This window comes from Kribbella sp. NPDC050470 (genome assembly GCF_044458365.1).
In the GTDB taxonomy this organism is placed as follows: domain Bacteria; phylum Actinomycetota; class Actinomycetes; order Propionibacteriales; family Kribbellaceae; genus Kribbella.
On sequence record NZ_JBITHV010000002.1, the window covers coordinates 214,163 to 228,445 of the forward strand.

Here is a 14,283-nt window from a genome sequence, read left to right on the forward strand (position 1 = left end):
TAGGGTGAGTGATGGCTGAAGAGGTGATCGCGCGGTATCTGGCGCGGCGGGACCGGCTCGGGTCGGCTGATCGGATCGTGTTGATGGGCTCCGCTGTTCTGGAGTCGGTCGAGACCGCGGCCGACCTGTACCACCGACAGCTCGCCCCGCAGCTCCTGATCAGCGGCGGCATCGGCCACTCGACCCACTACCTCGAGGAAGCAGTCCGACGACGCGGACTCGACGTCGCCGCCACCGATCGCCCCGAGTCCCACGTCTTCCGGGACCTGCTTGTCACCAGGTACGGCGTGCCGTCCGACGCCATCGCGGTCGAGGACGAGTCGACCAACTGTGGCGAGAACGCGCGTCTGACCCGCCAGCTCGTCGATCGTCCGGAGACGCTCCTGCTGATCCAGGATCCGACCATGCAACGCCGGACGCACGCCTGCTTCGAGCGATCGTTCAGCGACCTGCCCGGGACGACGTTGATCAGCCACGCCCCGCTCATCCCGTGGATCGAGACGGCCCACGTCAGCGCCGGCCCCAACCTCCCCGAGATCTGGAGCCGGCGCCGATTCACCGAGCTCGTCCTCGGCGAGATCCGGCGGCTGCGCGACGACGCCGACGGCTACGGCCCCCGCGGCCGGAACTTCGTCGACCACGTGGACATCCCACCGGAGGTTATTGCCGCGTACAACGATCTCGTCGCCGAGCACCCGGACCTCATCCGCAGGTAGCACGCCGGGATCACGCCGTGGTTTGACGATGTCGACGTCGTCTACTGGACGCTGTGGGCCGGCCTGTTGCCCTCCGCAACCGATCTGGTCCTGAACACCCAGTTCTCGCACTACTTCATCGCCGGTATGGCGCTCTGCCTGATCCACCGGTACGGCGCCAAGCCGCAGTACCTCCTGATCGTCGCCGTTGCACTGGGCAACGCGATCTTCAATGGCATCGGGTTCGCCGACCGGGTCGGCATCCGCTACGGCACCGAGATCCACCGCCCGGTCGTGGTCGCCGTCATCGTGGTCGTCTTCGCGGTCATGCTCGCGATCGCGACGCGGCTCACGCAGCACCTCGGCCGCCCGTGGTTCGCGGTCCTCGGCGCACTCACCTACCCGCTGTACTTGATCCACGCGCACCTCGGCTTCATCATCTTCGAGCGGCTCGGCGACCAGGTGAATCACGTCCTCCTGGTCGCCGCCACGATGATCCTGATGATCGCCGCAGCCGCCGCCCTGCACTACTGCGTCGAGCGACCACTGGCACCGCGCCTCAAAAGCCTCCTTGCCGGCAGACGTCAGCTAGCGCTGAAGTAGCCGGTCAGGACAGCAGCCAGCGTCTCCGGCGGGAGCGTGTGGAACGTCCCGTCGTGCCCCTCCGCCGTACCGTTCGGCAGCGCGGCCACAGCCTCCTGCGCGGCCCGCTGCATCCACTCCGGGCTCGCGTTGCTGTACAGCCCGAGCACCGGGATGGAGATGGACGACAGCAACGACACGGGTACGGCGCTGTCCCGCATCTGCAAGCCGTCGTACACGAGGGTGTGCGCCATCGCCTCCAGCCCGGCCCACATCGGCGTCTCCCGGATCTGGTCCACGACCTCTTTCGGCTGACCAACCGCCTCCACCATGAACAGCTCGGCCGCACCGCCCGGGTTTCCGGCGTCGACGTACTCCTGCAGCCGCTCCAGGTACCGCTCTGGCGCCGGCGGCGCGCCCTCGACGCGGAACGGCGGCTCCATGATCGCCACCTTCTCGAACGGCAAACCGGCCTGCAGCAGCACCATCACCCCGGAGGAGAACGCGCAGGCGTACCGCGCCCCGGTCGCCGTCCGCACGGCATCCAGGTCCTCCCACTCCCGCTCCACTGCGTACGGCGTCGTGTCACCGGAGTCACCGCGGCCGCGCCGGTCGTAGTTCACCACCGTGAACGCGCCGGACAACGCCTCGGCGTACGACGCGAAGAACGACCGGTCGGTGAACGCGCCGGTGATCAGCACCAGGCCCGGACCGCTGCCGACAGCGTCGTACGCGATCTCGGTGCCGTCCTTCGAGACAACTTTCTCCATCACCTGCTCCTTAGCAAACGGGACTCCCTACCCATCCGTCGAACGACCCAGTCCCGATGAGACTAGGTCCAATGTGATCCACATCACACGACCCCGCCGCGACCCGCAGGACCTTCCCCGGAGCCAAGCCACGTCACTACAGTTGGATTATGTATACAGACGACTGGTATGCGGTCCACCGGCAGGCCGGGTTCTGATGCTGCTCCGCCAGCTGGAGTACCTCGTCGCCCTGGCCCGGGAGAAGCACTTCGCCCGCGCCGCGGACGCCTGCTACGTGTCCCAGCCGTCACTGTCCGCCGCGATCCGCAAGCTCGAGCAGGAGCTCGACGTGCCGATCGTCCGCCGCGGCCGCCGATTCGAGGGCCTCACCCCCGAGGGTGAGCGGGTGCTGCTCTGGGCGCAGCGGATCCTGGCGGAGCAGGACGCACTGCGGCACGAGCTGTCGGTGATGCGCGGCGGCCTGACCGGAACGCTCCGGCTCGGCGCGATCCCGACCGCGATGCCTGTCGTCTCGCTGCTCACGACCCCGTTCTGCGAACGGCACACGAACGCGAAGGTCACCATCGAGTCGCTGTCGTCGCGGGACATCACTCAGAAGCTCGCCGAGTTCGACCTGGACGTCGCGATGACCTACCTCGACGACGACACGCTCGGCCACGTCCGCAAGACGCCGCTCTACGAGGAGCGCTACTTACTGCTCACCCCGCAGCACACCGCGCTCGCCGAGTTGCCGATGGCCACGTGGGCGCAGGTCGCCGAACTGCCGCTGTGCCTACTCTCCCCCGACATGCGCAACCGCCGGATCATGAACGGCTACTTCACCGACGACGGCGTCACCGCGGCGCCGTCGATCGAGAGCGACACGGTCTCCGGTCTCTACAGCCATCTGCACGGCAACCACTGGTCGACCGTGATCTCGCACGCGTGGCTGCACATGTTCGGGGTGCCTGACGGCATGCGCGTCGTACCGCTCAAGGGCCCCGCGCACGGGCCGCGGGTCGGCCTGGTGATCGCGGCTCGCAGCCCCGAGCCGGTGCTCGCCCGCGCGCTCCTCGACGTCGCGCGACAGGCCGGCGTCCACAACGCGCTGGACGCGCTGCTCGACGTGCACCTCATGGGTTCCGGCTATCTCGACATAGCAAGCAAGTCTTTGACCGCCGGCCAGTGACCGGGCGACCGTAGAAATGCCCTCAACCCCCGCTGAGCGGGGTGTGTAAGCGGGATCACGTCGTACGTAACCGGGATCACGTGAGACATGGGCATAACCGGCTAGTACGGCTGGTTGAATGTATACAGAAGGCAGAATTCAAGCACGCTCCCACGAGGAGCAGGAAGGTACACAATGATCTTCACGCGTAGGTTCGGCGCTCTGGCGGCTCGCCCGCAGTTCCCGGATGCCCCGGAGCTGCAGCAGGAGCTGAACACCCCGGTCGACCTGGACGCCGAGCTGGCCCGGCTGACCGGCGACGACGTCCGGCTCGCCTCCGGCGACGACGACCGCCGCCGGGCGGACGAGTCGGCCGCCTGACCGGCACCCGGAATCCCGGGGCCGAAAAGCATATGTTCGGTGATGGCACTTGGTAGACTGTCTACCAAGTGCCATCCTGATCCCTTCAGCGTTTGTTCCGGGAAGGACCTCATGACGACCATCAGCACGGGTACCAGCGATCCCGTCTCCCCCGGTGTCCGGCACGTCAAGCGCCCGACGCCGTTGCGGGAGTCCGTCTACGAGGCCCTGACCGAGATGATCATCGACGGCACCCTCGAGCGCGGCCGGCACCTCGTCGAGGTCGAGCTGGCCGGCATGCTCGGGGTGTCCCGGCAGCCGGTCCGCGAGGCCCTCCAGCGGCTCAACAACGAGGGCTGGGTGGACCTGCGGCCGGGCTTCGGCGCGATGGTGCACGTCCCGGCCGAGGACGAGGTCGACCAACTGCTGGCGGCCCGTGCGGCGCTGGAGTCGGAGTCCGCGCGGCTCGCGGCCCGGCACGCCACGAAGGACGACGTGGCCAAGCTCAAGGAGCTCTGCAAGGTCGGCACGGCGTACCACGAGTCCGGTGACATCGACGGCGCCGTACGGACGAACGGCGAGCTGCACAGCCTGATCACGCAGATGTCCGGCAACAGGTTCCTGGTGGACTTCGCGGCCCAGGTGGACCGCCGGGTCCGGTGGTACTACACACCGGTCGCGCCCGTGCGTGGCGCCGCGTCGTGGCGGGAGCACAACCGGCTGGTGAAGGCGATCAGCGAGGGTGACGAGGACAAGGCCGCGCAGGCCATGCGCGAGCACACCGAGCACACTCGCAAGGCCTACCACGACCTCCAGGCCGCCAACGGCTCCGACGAAGCGGCTCCCGAGACCGAGGCAACTCCCCGGCGCCGCCGCCGTACGATCACAAGCTGAGCACAAGCGGTCGCCCGCAACCAGAAGGCTGCGGGCGACCGGCAGGGGATCAGGCGACACGCTTCTTGCGGCCGCGGCCGGTGGCGGCCTTGCGGGCCTCCAAGGCGGCGGCGAGGTGCGCGTACTGCTCCACGGTTCGCCTGGCGTAGATGTTGCGATCCAGGATGCGCGGCCACCAATGGCGGCCGAGTTGCTCGTGCATCCAGAGGAAGCCGATCGCGAAGCCCATGCTCACCAGGGCACGGAAGGCGAGGAACTTCCACGGCTCGGGCGGCAGGCCCGGCGAGCCGGCCACCACCCACTCGGTCACCACCGAATGCACCAGCAGGGCGAGCGGGAACCGATCACCCAGTAGACCGCCGCCGGCGCGAACACACCGGCGGGGACTTTGCCCAGCGCGACCAGTACGGCGTACCCCGCGCCGAACAGGACCAGCGGGACGCCGAGACCGAGGCCGGTCGCGACCGCCCAGCCGAAGGGCTGGCCGACGAACGCGGCCAACCCTCCGGCGATGACTCCGGCCGAGGCGCCGACCGCGGCGGCCGGGACCGAGAACTCCGCGAGCTGCTTCAGGTCCGCCATGATCAGCCCACCGCCACACCGAAGCGGATCAGGCAGTAGAACAGCAGGCCGAGGTAGAACACCGCGCCGAACCCGATGATCAGGTTCCGCACCGGACCCGGCCGGATCGGCTTGGGCAGCAGCATGTTGTTCACCAGCAGCAACACGATGCAGTAGGCGCCCATCGCGAACGTGGACAGGAACGCGAGGATGTCCAGGATGCCCGCCGGACCGTCGGCCGGCCCGAACAGCAGGATCAGGATGCCGAAGGTGATCACGCCCCAGAGGAACCCGGCGTACAGCCTCGACATCGAGAACCGCTTGGCCCCCGGCACGAAGTAGTACGTCATGTCCGCCTGGCCGCGGGAGAACGAGTCGAACAGACCGAGGGTCGCGTTCAGCCCGATCAGCGCGATGAAGCCGAAGAACAGCGTGCCGAGGATCGGGCTGCCGGCCGACGCGAACGCGTCCGACATGGCCTTCAGCGCCGCCTCCCGGTCACCGCCCTCGATCAGGCCGGCCACGTTCGGGTTGGTCCGGGCCGCCGACATGGCCAGCACGGTGAACGAGACGGTCACCAGCATGGTGATACCCCAGAAGAGCAGCAGCGCGTCGAAGGTGACCCACTTGCGCCAGCCCTTCCACTTCTGCATCTCGGCCGGGTCCTCGGTGTCGAACATGAAGCCCCGCGACGGCATCGACTCGGCCTCGCCGGCCGACCGCAGACCGCGGATCTTCGGGATGTGCGACCCCATCGCGGCGCCGCTGTCGCGCAACTGCAGGGTGTACCACATCTGCTGCATGCCGGACGGGCCGGCGAACGCGATCGAGCCGACCACGATCGGGAACCACGCGTCGGTCAGCGCCTTGTCCGGGAAGTACCCGAACGCGAACATGCCGGACACGGTGTTGGCCAGGTCGTCCCAACTGCCCACGATCGCCGCGATCACCGACGTGCCGACCACCAGCAGGCCGATCAGCAGGCCGAGCAGCTTCTCGAGGAAGTTGTAGATCACCGAGAGCAGGCTGAACAGCACCCCTACGAAGATCAGCGCGACGCAGGCTGTCACCTGCCAGGGTATGCCGCTGATCTCCTCGAACGCGGCGGCGCCGGCCGACAGGTGGCCGGGCCACATGTAGATCAGGATCGCCGCGACGTAGAAGAACCACATCATCGGTTTGAAGATGCGGGCCGCGCCGAAGAAGATGCTCTCGCCGGTGGCCATCGCGTACCGGGCCATCTCCAGCAGCACGAACGCCTGCAGGGTGACGCCGACCATGAACAGCCAGCGGATGTCCGGCCCGAACACCAGGACGAGCCGGGGCCACATGTAGGACTCGCCCATCCCGACGCCGAGCGCGACCAGGAAGACGGTCGGTCCCAGGATGTGCAGCGAGGGCGGTGCGTCCGGAAGCTTCCGGATCGGCATCGGTTCGAGCCTGCCCGCTTTCCAGACCTTCTCGGTCACTGCTGCCGCGGCGGGCCCTTCGGGTACTTCTGAGGTGTTGCTTGTGACGTCCAAGGCGGACTCCTTAGATCGACGCCAACTAGCGGATCAACGCTCCCCCGCGCGCTCCCTTCCTCCAATCAGTCAGCCGAGCGGGCCGGCGTTGCGGGCCCAGCGGTATTTGGCACCGAGCACCTGGACCGGGGTCTCGGTGGTGTACGGGTAGGCGACCACACCGTGGTCGAACAGGTACTGACTGGCTTCCTCGACCTCGACGTCGCCGGACAGCGAGGCCACCACCGGCTTGTCGATGCCCTTCGCCCGGTACTCCTCGACCACCTCGGCGACCAGCTTCGCGAACACCATCGGCGGTGTCACGATGGTGTGCCAGTAGCCCAGGATCAAGGCGTGGATCCGCTCGTCGGACAGCCCGAGCGCGATCGTGTTCCGGTACGTCGACGGCGGCTCACCGCCGGTGATGTCCACCGGGTTGCCGGAGGCCCCGAACGGCGGGATGAACTTCTTGAACGCCTCGTCCAGGTCGGCGGGCATCGACATCAGCTGCAGGCCGTTGTCCACGCAGGCGTCCGACAGCAGGACGCCGGAGCCGCCCGCGCCGGTGATGATGACGACGTTCTCGCCCTTCGGCGTCGGCAGCAGCGGGATGCCGCGGGCGAACTGGAGCATCTCGTTCAGACCCGGCGCCCGGACCACACCGCTCTGCCGCAGGATGTCGTCGTACACCTTGTCGTTGCCGGCCAGGGCGCCGGTGTGCGAGCTGGCCGCCCGCGCTCCCATGTCGGTACGGCCGGCCTTCAGCACGACGACCGGCTTCTTCTTCGACACCCGGGCCGCCGTCTCGGCGAACGCCCGGCCGTCCTTCAGGTCCTCCAGGTGCATGGCGATCAGGTTGGTGTTGTCGTCGTTCTCGAAGAACGTCAGGAGGTCATCCTCGTCGATGTCGGCCTTGTTGCCTACTCCAACGATCGCGGAGACGCCCATCCGGCTGGACCGGCTGAAGCCGAGGATCGCCATCCCGATGCCTCCGCTCTGTGACGAGAGCGCGACACTGCCCTTGACGTCGTACGGCGTGCAGAACGTCGCGCACAGGCTCTCCGGCAGGTAGTAGTAGCCGTAGATGTTCGGCCCGAGGATGCGCACGCCGTGCTTGCGCGCGATCGCCACCACCTCGTCCTGGAGTTCCTGCTCACCGGTCTCGGCGAACCCGGACGGGATCAGGATCGCCCCGGCCACGCCCTTCTCGCCGCACTGCTCGAGCGCCCCGCCGACGAACTTGGCCGGTACGGCGAACACCGCGACGTCCACATCCCCCGGGACGTCCAGGATGCTCGGGAACGCCTTCAGCCCGAGCACCTCGCCGCCCTTGGGGTTGATCGGGTAGATGTCGCCCTGGTAACCGCCGTTGACCAGGTTCTTCATCACCGAGTTGCCGATCTTGCCGGTCTCGTTCGAGGCTCCGATCACCGCGACCGCGCGCGGTTTCATGATCCGGGTCATCGCGGTCAGGATCTCGTCCTGGCTGTACCGCTCGACCGGCTTGCCGGCCTCGGCGTCGACGATGATCCGGAAGTCCACCGCGGTGGCGCCGTCCGGCCCGGCGAGCACCGGGTTGAGGTCCACCTCGGCGAACTGCGGGAAGTCGGTGACCAGGTCGGACAGCCGCTTGACCAGGTCGGCGACGGCCTCCTTGTCCACCGGCTTGGCGCCCCGGACGCCGTCCAGCATCTCGTGCGCGCCGATCCCGTCGATCATCGAGCGGGCCTCGTCGCCGGACAGCGGGGCCAGCCGGAAGGTGACGTCCTTCAGCACCTCGACCAGGACGCCACCCAGCCCGAACGCGACCACCTTGCCGAACGTCTGGTCGGTGACCGCGCCGACGATGACCTCCTGCACGTCACCGCCGGTGACCAGCATCTTCTGCACCTGGACCCCGGTGATGTCCGCGTCGGCTTTGTAGGCTTTCGCATTGTCGACAATCTTCCGGAACGCCTCCGTCGCGGCGTCCTCGGAGTCGACCCCGACCACCACCCCGCCGGCGTCGGTCTTGTGCAGGATGTCCGGCGAGACGATCTTCAGCACGACGGGGAAGCCGATCTCGGCCGCCAGGCCGGCCGCTCCCTCGGCAGTCGTGGCCAGCCCCTCACCCGGCGTCGGGATGCCGTACGCGTCCGCGACCTGCTTGGCCTCGGGCGCGCTCAGCGAGGTGCGGCCGTCCGCCAGAGCCTGGTCGAGGATGGTCCGGACTGCTGCCTTGTCATAGGTCATGCCATTAGCTCCAATTCGCGAAGAGGTCAGACGACGCCGGCGGCTTTGAGTTCCTCGAGCTCGGCGGTGTCGATCCCGAGCCCGCCGTAGATGACGGAGTTGTGCTCGCCGAGACCGGGTGAGGTCTCGACCTGGACCGGGGAGTCGGACAGCTTGATCGGGCAGCCGACGGTCTTGAAGCTGCCGCGTTCGGCGTGCTTCACCTCGACCACGGCGCCGAGCTCGGCCAGCGTCTCGTCCTCGATCAGCTCGCGCGTGGACATGATCGGGCCGCAGGGCACGTTCAGCGCGTTGAGCCGGTCCATCACCTCGAACTTGGTGTGCTGCTCGGTCCACTGCTCGATCAGCGCGAACATCTTGTCCAGCTTGCCGAGCCGGGCTGCGGGGGTGGACCAGTCCGGGTCGTCGGCCAGCTCGGGCTTGCCGATCAGGTTCGCGATCGGGGCCCAGCCGGGCGGCTGGACGATCACGTAGATGTAGTCGTTCGGGCCGCCCGGAGCGCAGCGCAGCGCCCAGCCGGGCTGGCCACCGCCGGAGGCGTTGCCGGACCGGGGCACCTCGTCACCGAAGTGCTCGTTCGGGTACTCGCGCAGCGGCCCGTGCGCCAGCCGCTGCTGGTCGCGCAGCTTGACCCGGGTCAGGTTCAGCACGGCTTCCTGCATGGCCACGCTGACCCGCTGGCCCTTGCCGCTGTGCGTCCGCTGGTAGAGCGCCGCAAGGATGCCGGCGACCAGGTGGATCCCGGTGCCGGAGTCACCGATCTGGGCGCCGATCGCGGTCGGCGGCCCGTCCTCGAACCCGGTCGTGCTCATCGCGCCGCCCATCGCCTGGGCGACCACCTCGTAGGCCTTGAAGTCCTCGTAGCGGCCCGGGCCGAAGCCCTTGATCGAGGCGAAGATCAGTTGCGGGTTGATCAGCTGCAGCCGCTCCCAGGTGAAGCCCATCCGGTCGATCGCGCCGGGAGCGAAGTTCTCCACCAGGATGTCGACGTCCTTCACCAGGTCGGTGAAGATCTCCTTGCCCCGGTCGGACTTCAGGTTCAGCGTGATGCTGCGCTTGTTGCAGTTCAGCATCGTGAAGTAGAGGCTGTCGACGTCCGGGATGTCGCGCAGCTGCTGGCGGGTGATGTCACCGGTGGGCGCCTCGAGCTTGATCACATCGGCGCCGAGCCAGGCGAGAATCTGCGTGCAGGACGGTCCGGACTGCACGTGGGTCATGTCGAGAACACGGACACCTTCGAGGGCCTTTGTCATGCTGGGTCCCCTTACTTGTACATCGTCTGGTTCATGGTTCCGGGGGCGTACGCGTCCGGGTCGACCCAGACGTTGATCAGCGACGGCAGCCCGGACTCGCGGGCGCGCTGCATGGCCGGCCCGATGTCCTTGGGGTCGCGGACCTCCTCGCCGTACCCGCCGAGCATCTTGGCGAACTCGTCGTACCGGACGTCGCCGAGGGTGTTGCCGACCCGGCCGCGGGCCTGGCCGTACTTGACCTCCTGGCCGTAGCGGATCTGGTTCATCGAGGAGTTGTTGCCGACGACACCGATGAACGGGAGGTTGAAGCGGACCAGGGTCTCGAAGTCCCAGCCGGTCAGCGAGAACGCGCCGTCGCCGAACAGCGCGACCACTTCCTTGTCGGGCCGGGCGTACTTGGCCGCCATCACGAACGGGATGCCGACGCCGATGGTGCCGAGCGGGCCCGGGTCCATCCAGTGGCCGGGCGACTTCGGCTGCACCACGCCGCCGGAGAAGGTGACGATGTCGCCGCCGTCGCCGATGTAGATCGAGTCCTCGGTGAGGAACTCGTTGATCTCGTGCGCCAGCCGCAGCGGGTGGATCGGGTTCGCGTCCGACAGCTGCTTCGGCAGCCGCTTCTGGTACGCCGCGTCCTCCTCGGCACGGAGCTCGGCGAACCAGGCCTTCCGGTCGCCCGCTTTCTGGATCCGGCCCGAGGCCGCCTGGGTGACCGCGGCCAGGATCGCGCCCGGGTCGCCGACCAGGCCGAGGTCGATGTCGCGGTTCTTGCCGACGGTGCGGTAGTCCATGTCGATCTGCACGACGGTCGCGCCCTTCGGCAGCCGGCGCCCGTAGCCCATCCGGAAGTCGAACGGCGTGCCGACGATCAGGATCAGGTCGGCGTTGTTGAACCCGTACCGGCGGGACAGGTGGAAGTGGTGCGGGTCGCCGGGCGGCAGCGAGCCGCGGGCGGAGCCGTTCATGTACGCCGGGATGTTCAGCTTCCGGGCGAACTCGACCGCGGCGTCGGTGCCGCGTGAGGTCCACACCTGGGTGCCGAGCAGCACCACCGGCTTCTCGGCCCGGACCAGCAGGTCGGCCAGCGCCTCGATGTTGGCCGGGTCGCCGATGCTCTTGGTGGAGGCCCGGTATCGGCCGGGCTCCGGGACCGTCGCGGACTCGACCGGGACCGAGTTGTCCAGGATGTCGCGCGGGATCTCCAGGAAGGACGGGCCGGGGGCGCCGTTGAAGCACTCGCGGAACGCCATCGACACCATGTCGGCGACCCGCGCGGTGTGCGGCACGGTCGCGGCGAACTTGGTGATCGGCGTCATCATGTCGACGTGCGGCAGGTCCTGCAGGGACCCCATCTTGTGCTGGTTCAGCGCGCCCTGGCCGCCGATCAGCAGCATCGGGCTCTCGGCCCGGAACGCGTTCGCGACGCCGGTGACGGCGTCCGTCGTCCCAGGGCCGGCGGTGACGACCGCGCAGCCGGGCTTGCCGGTCATCCGGGCGTAGCCGTCGGCCGCGTGCGCGGCGACCTGCTCGTGCCGTACGTCGACCACCGCGATGCCCTCGTCGACACAGCCGTCGTAGATGTCGATGATGTGGCCGCCGCAGAGGGTGAAGATCACGTCGATCCCCTCGGCCTTGAGCGCCTTGGCGACCAGGTGACCACCTGAGATCGTCGCCGGCTGTGACTCCTCGGGCCCCTTCACCTCAGCAGCTGGTTGGGTCTCCGACACTGTCTGCGCCATCTGCAGTCATCTCCTCGGAAGGGCCGGTGGTACGGCTTGAATGTAGATTGCATACCGTATGGTGTAGTCGTAGTCTTATCGCACGCCGTGGTGGTTGTCCAGAGTTCGAAGCGGTGTCCTGTGGCGGGCGTCATTCGAGCGATTCCGGTGTCCAGGTGCGTGCATCGCGGTGCTCGAGAAGTGGCCTCGATGCGGAGCATCGTGGGCGCTGCTCGAGTGCCGTGAGGTGCGTGCATGGGCGCCGGAAGCGCCGAAGGACGCCCGCCACAGGACACAACGGAGGCTGCGATGACGATTCACGAACATCTCGACCGGACCCGCGAGGCCGTGCATGCGTTGGAGAAATCCCTTCTGGCGTTGAGGAATCAGCTCGGTCCGCATCTCGACGTACTGCGGTTGATGGACGATCTGCAACGGTGTGCCGCAGACCTGGAGCGCCTCGAGCAGCAGGTCCGCGCACCCCGCAGGCGCGAACTGGTGGTGATCCCAGACGGCGACTACGACCACGGCTTCTGGGCGGACGTCGAGCACGAGGGCCTGGGAGCACCCGGCCGCCGGGCACCGTGAGCGGCCAGACATTGCTTCAGTAACTGCCTCAGACGTACGTCGCGGTCACCGTTCGAAAGCCGGGCGGTGACCGCGACTGCTTCTGCGGCGTGCTCGGTGGCGACGAAGGTCCGGTAGAACGGCTCGCTCCAGCCGAACCGGCCGAGCAGCGGCAGCCACCAGCGAGCCGCTCCCCCGGGTTCCTCGCGCCCGCTCATCAGGTGGATCGCGGTCTGGTGCGCGTTCGCCAACCGGACGCGTTCGTCCTTCGTGAGCTCGCCGCCCGCGAGCGCTGTCGACACACACAGCGCGACAACGCGGGCGGACGGTTCGAAGCCGGTCTGCGCCGTACCGAGGAAGCTCGGCGCCAGCGGGAGCAGGGCCTTGCGGCCGGCGGAGCTGCTGTGGTCGTGCACCGCTCTGGCCACCGCGCTCAGGGTGGGATGCACGCAGGTCGGGCGATCGGTCCACGGTTCCCGGGCCAGCTTCGACACCAGCTCCATCACGCACGGATCGGGCCGTGCAACCCGGCCGTAGCCGTTCACTCGCCCGACCCGGCGACCGGTGTACCCAACTGCGGGCGAACCGGCAACGCCGGCCGACCTGGTTGTTTCAGGAACCGCACGATCAGCGCCGTCAGCACGCCGAGCAACCCGGCACCGAGGAACAGCGGCCGATACCCGACGGACGCCACCACCGACGCGGCGACACCGACGCCGACGAGTCCGCCGGCAGCCTTCGCGGAGTACAGGATCGCCTGGTTCTGCAGCAGGCTGTTCTCGCCGAAGAACTCCAGCACCAGATTCGCCATGATCGCGTAGAACGCACCGCCACCCAGCCCGGCGAACATGGCGCACAGCACGAACACCCAGCCCGCACCCGCCTCCCCCGCGATCACGAGCCCGACGTGTGTGAACCCTTCGACCATCAGTACGGCGGCCAGCACCCGACGCCGGCCGAACCGGTCCGAGAGGTGCCCGGCCAGCGATCGGCCAAGACCGTTGACTGCGGCAAGCATTCCGGCCGCGAACCCGGCGACCGCGACGCCCAGCTCCGCGGTGACGGCGTAGCTCACGACGAAGGCGATGCCGAAGAGGGAGAGCGCCGTACTCAGAGCGAGTGTCAGCCACATCAGTGGGAGGGCGCCGGTGCGCATCGCCTCGGCCGGGCGGTAGTGGCGGACCGCGGGCGCGTTGTGCGGGATGTTCCGGTTGAGCTTGCGGTCGATCGCCCACACCTGCGCGTCGATGTGGGCGGGCCACCAGTGCCGCGGCGGGTCCTTGAGCACGCCGCCGGCGATCAGCACGATCACGACGGCGACCAGCGCGGTCAGGTCGAAGACGATCCGCTGTCCGGTTGTCGACTGGAAGATTGTCAACAATGCGATGCTCGGCACCGCGCCCACCGCGAACCCTCCGGTGACGAAACCGATCGTGGCGGTGCGGCGATCGGGGAACCATCGTGCGGCCGTAGTGATGCAGGCCGCGTACACGAGCCCGGCGCCGGCGCCGCCGACCACCGCGTAGCCGAGGACGACGAACGGATAGCTGTCCGCATGCGCGAGGGTCACCAGCCCGATCGCGCCGAGCAGACCGCCGACGACAACGAGCTGGGTCGGCGTCGCCCGCCGTACTCGCTGGGCCCAGGCGGCCGGGATCGCGATCAGTGCTTGGCAGGCGACGAAGACGGCGAGCAGCCACATGGTCGCGACGGCGTCCCAGCCACGTCCGTCCTGCAAGCCGATCGCGGCGGATCCGAAGGAGTACTGCAGTGGGCTGATGGCGACCATGCAGGCCCAGGTCGCCCACAGTTGCCATCGACGGGAGTGTCCGGTCAGTTCCTCGGCGTCCTCGCCGATGCGGTACTGCCGTCCGTAGACGTCACGCACGTCCCGGGGCTGTACCTTCACTGTCCCCACCCCGCCACCCCGGTCTGGATACATGGGGTGATTCATATCGCCTCCTGACTACTGCATACCGTATGAGATCTGTGGTACGCCTCC

General features: G+C 68.2%; 15 protein-coding genes. 6 read left to right on the top strand and 9 right to left on the bottom strand.

The annotated features are described in order from the left end of the window. Positions 1-11 precede the first annotated feature (11 nt). Positions 12-716 (top strand): YdcF family protein, encoded by a 705-nt coding sequence (locus ACIBGM_RS05595; RefSeq protein WP_396384591.1) that lies wholly within the window; start codon positions 12-14, stop codon positions 714-716. Between the two features lie 66 nt (positions 717-782). After that, the gene (locus ACIBGM_RS05600; protein WP_396384592.1) at positions 783-1,298 is read left to right on the top strand and encodes a hypothetical protein; all 516 of its coding nucleotides are present in this window, start codon (positions 783-785) and stop codon (positions 1,296-1,298) included. Here ACIBGM_RS05600 and ACIBGM_RS05605 read toward each other — a convergent pair. Continuing rightward, positions 1,280-2,047, bottom strand: a complete 768-nt coding sequence (locus tag ACIBGM_RS05605; protein WP_396384593.1) for an alpha/beta fold hydrolase — start codon at positions 2,045-2,047, stop codon at positions 1,280-1,282. The genes ACIBGM_RS05600 and ACIBGM_RS05605 overlap by 19 nt on opposite strands. 196 nt (positions 2,048-2,243) lie before the next feature. Between ACIBGM_RS05605 and ACIBGM_RS05610 the strand changes: the two genes are divergently transcribed. The 3 genes from ACIBGM_RS05610 to ACIBGM_RS05620 all read left to right on the top strand — a co-directional run bounded on the left by ACIBGM_RS05610 (position 2,244) and on the right by ACIBGM_RS05620 (position 4,448). Continuing rightward, positions 2,244-3,215 carry a LysR substrate-binding domain-containing protein gene (locus tag ACIBGM_RS05610; RefSeq protein ID WP_396384594.1) on the top strand — a complete coding sequence of 324 codons (972 nt, stop codon included), beginning with the start codon at positions 2,244-2,246 and terminating at the stop codon, positions 3,213-3,215. A 174-nt stretch (positions 3,216-3,389) separates the two neighbouring features. Beyond that, positions 3,390-3,575: a hypothetical protein gene (locus ACIBGM_RS05615; RefSeq protein ID WP_360526469.1), complete on the top strand. Its 186-nt coding sequence runs from the start codon at positions 3,390-3,392 to the stop codon at positions 3,573-3,575. Between the two features lie 111 nt (positions 3,576-3,686). Beyond that, entirely contained in the window at positions 3,687-4,448 is a 762-nt protein-coding gene (locus ACIBGM_RS05620; RefSeq protein WP_360526472.1) for a GntR family transcriptional regulator, read from the top strand. 49 nt (positions 4,449-4,497) lie between these two features. Here ACIBGM_RS05620 and ACIBGM_RS05625 read toward each other — a convergent pair whose 3' ends face one another. The 6 genes from ACIBGM_RS05625 to ACIBGM_RS05650 all read right to left on the bottom strand — a co-directional run bounded on the left by ACIBGM_RS05625 (position 4,498) and on the right by ACIBGM_RS05650 (position 11,735). Beyond that, positions 4,498-4,761 carry a hypothetical protein gene (locus tag ACIBGM_RS05625; RefSeq protein ID WP_396384595.1) on the bottom strand — a complete coding sequence of 88 codons (264 nt, stop codon included), beginning with the start codon at positions 4,759-4,761 and terminating at the stop codon, positions 4,498-4,500. Beyond that, on the bottom strand, positions 4,755-5,030 hold the full coding sequence (locus ACIBGM_RS05630) for a hypothetical protein (RefSeq protein WP_396384596.1): 276 nt from the start codon (positions 5,028-5,030) through the stop codon (positions 4,755-4,757). The genes ACIBGM_RS05625 and ACIBGM_RS05630 overlap by 7 nt, the downstream gene beginning before the upstream one ends. Before the next feature lie 2 nt (positions 5,031-5,032). Continuing rightward, on the bottom strand, positions 5,033-6,532 hold the full coding sequence (locus ACIBGM_RS05635) for an Nramp family divalent metal transporter (protein ID WP_396384597.1): 1,500 nt from the start codon (positions 6,530-6,532) through the stop codon (positions 5,033-5,035). A 69-nt stretch (positions 6,533-6,601) separates the two neighbouring features. Next, the gene (locus ACIBGM_RS05640) at positions 6,602-8,743 is read right to left on the bottom strand and encodes an acetate--CoA ligase family protein (protein WP_396384598.1); all 2,142 of its coding nucleotides are present in this window, start codon (positions 8,741-8,743) and stop codon (positions 6,602-6,604) included. 26 nt (positions 8,744-8,769) lie between these two features. Continuing rightward, the gene (gene frc, locus ACIBGM_RS05645) at positions 8,770-9,996 is read right to left on the bottom strand and encodes a formyl-CoA transferase (protein WP_360526484.1); all 1,227 of its coding nucleotides are present in this window, start codon (positions 9,994-9,996) and stop codon (positions 8,770-8,772) included. Positions 9,997-10,007: 11 nt separating this feature from the next. Next, positions 10,008-11,735 carry a thiamine pyrophosphate-binding protein gene (locus ACIBGM_RS05650; protein ID WP_396384599.1) on the bottom strand — a complete coding sequence of 576 codons (1,728 nt, stop codon included), beginning with the start codon at positions 11,733-11,735 and terminating at the stop codon, positions 10,008-10,010. 288 nt (positions 11,736-12,023) lie between these two features. Between ACIBGM_RS05650 and ACIBGM_RS05655 the strand changes: the two genes are divergently transcribed. Next, a complete protein-coding gene (locus ACIBGM_RS05655) occupies positions 12,024-12,302 on the top strand; it encodes a hypothetical protein (protein WP_396384600.1) in 279 nt (92 codons plus the stop codon). Here ACIBGM_RS05655 and ACIBGM_RS05660 read toward each other — a convergent pair. Beyond that, complete coding sequence (locus ACIBGM_RS05660) at positions 12,233-12,784, bottom strand: hypothetical protein (RefSeq protein ID WP_396384601.1); 552 nt, start codon at positions 12,782-12,784, stop codon at positions 12,233-12,235. The two genes, ACIBGM_RS05655 and ACIBGM_RS05660, sit on opposite strands and share 70 nt — an antisense overlap. A gap of 38 nt (positions 12,785-12,822) precedes the next feature. Then, entirely contained in the window at positions 12,823-14,190 is a 1,368-nt protein-coding gene (locus ACIBGM_RS05665; RefSeq protein ID WP_396384602.1) for an OFA family MFS transporter, read from the bottom strand. Between the last annotated feature and the right edge of the window lie 93 nt (positions 14,191-14,283).

Excerpts from the sequence above, each read along its gene's own strand:
- ACIBGM_RS05640 (WP_396384598.1), bottom strand. The coding sequence starts at position 8,743 with ATGACCTATGACAAGGCAGCAGTCCGGACCATCCTCGACCAGGCTCTG.
- ACIBGM_RS05650 (WP_396384599.1), bottom strand. The coding sequence starts at position 11,735 with ATGGCGCAGACAGTGTCGGAGACCCAACCAGCTGCTGAGGTGAAGGGG.
- ACIBGM_RS05630 (WP_396384596.1), bottom strand. The coding sequence starts at position 5,030 with ATGGCGGACCTGAAGCAGCTCGCGGAGTTCTCGGTCCCGGCCGCCGCG.
- ACIBGM_RS05615 (WP_360526469.1), top strand. The coding sequence starts at position 3,390 with ATGATCTTCACGCGTAGGTTCGGCGCTCTGGCGGCTCGCCCGCAGTTC.
- ACIBGM_RS05620 (WP_360526472.1), top strand. The coding sequence starts at position 3,687 with ATGACGACCATCAGCACGGGTACCAGCGATCCCGTCTCCCCCGGTGTC.
- ACIBGM_RS05660 (WP_396384601.1), bottom strand. The coding sequence starts at position 12,784 with ATGGAGCTGGTGTCGAAGCTGGCCCGGGAACCGTGGACCGATCGCCCG.
- ACIBGM_RS05610 (WP_396384594.1), top strand. The coding sequence starts at position 2,244 with ATGCTGCTCCGCCAGCTGGAGTACCTCGTCGCCCTGGCCCGGGAGAAG.
- ACIBGM_RS05595 (WP_396384591.1), top strand. The coding sequence starts at position 12 with ATGGCTGAAGAGGTGATCGCGCGGTATCTGGCGCGGCGGGACCGGCTC.
- ACIBGM_RS05605 (WP_396384593.1), bottom strand. The coding sequence starts at position 2,047 with ATGGAGAAAGTTGTCTCGAAGGACGGCACCGAGATCGCGTACGACGCT.
- ACIBGM_RS05655 (WP_396384600.1), top strand. The coding sequence starts at position 12,024 with ATGACGATTCACGAACATCTCGACCGGACCCGCGAGGCCGTGCATGCG.
- frc (WP_360526484.1), bottom strand. The coding sequence starts at position 9,996 with ATGACAAAGGCCCTCGAAGGTGTCCGTGTTCTCGACATGACCCACGTG.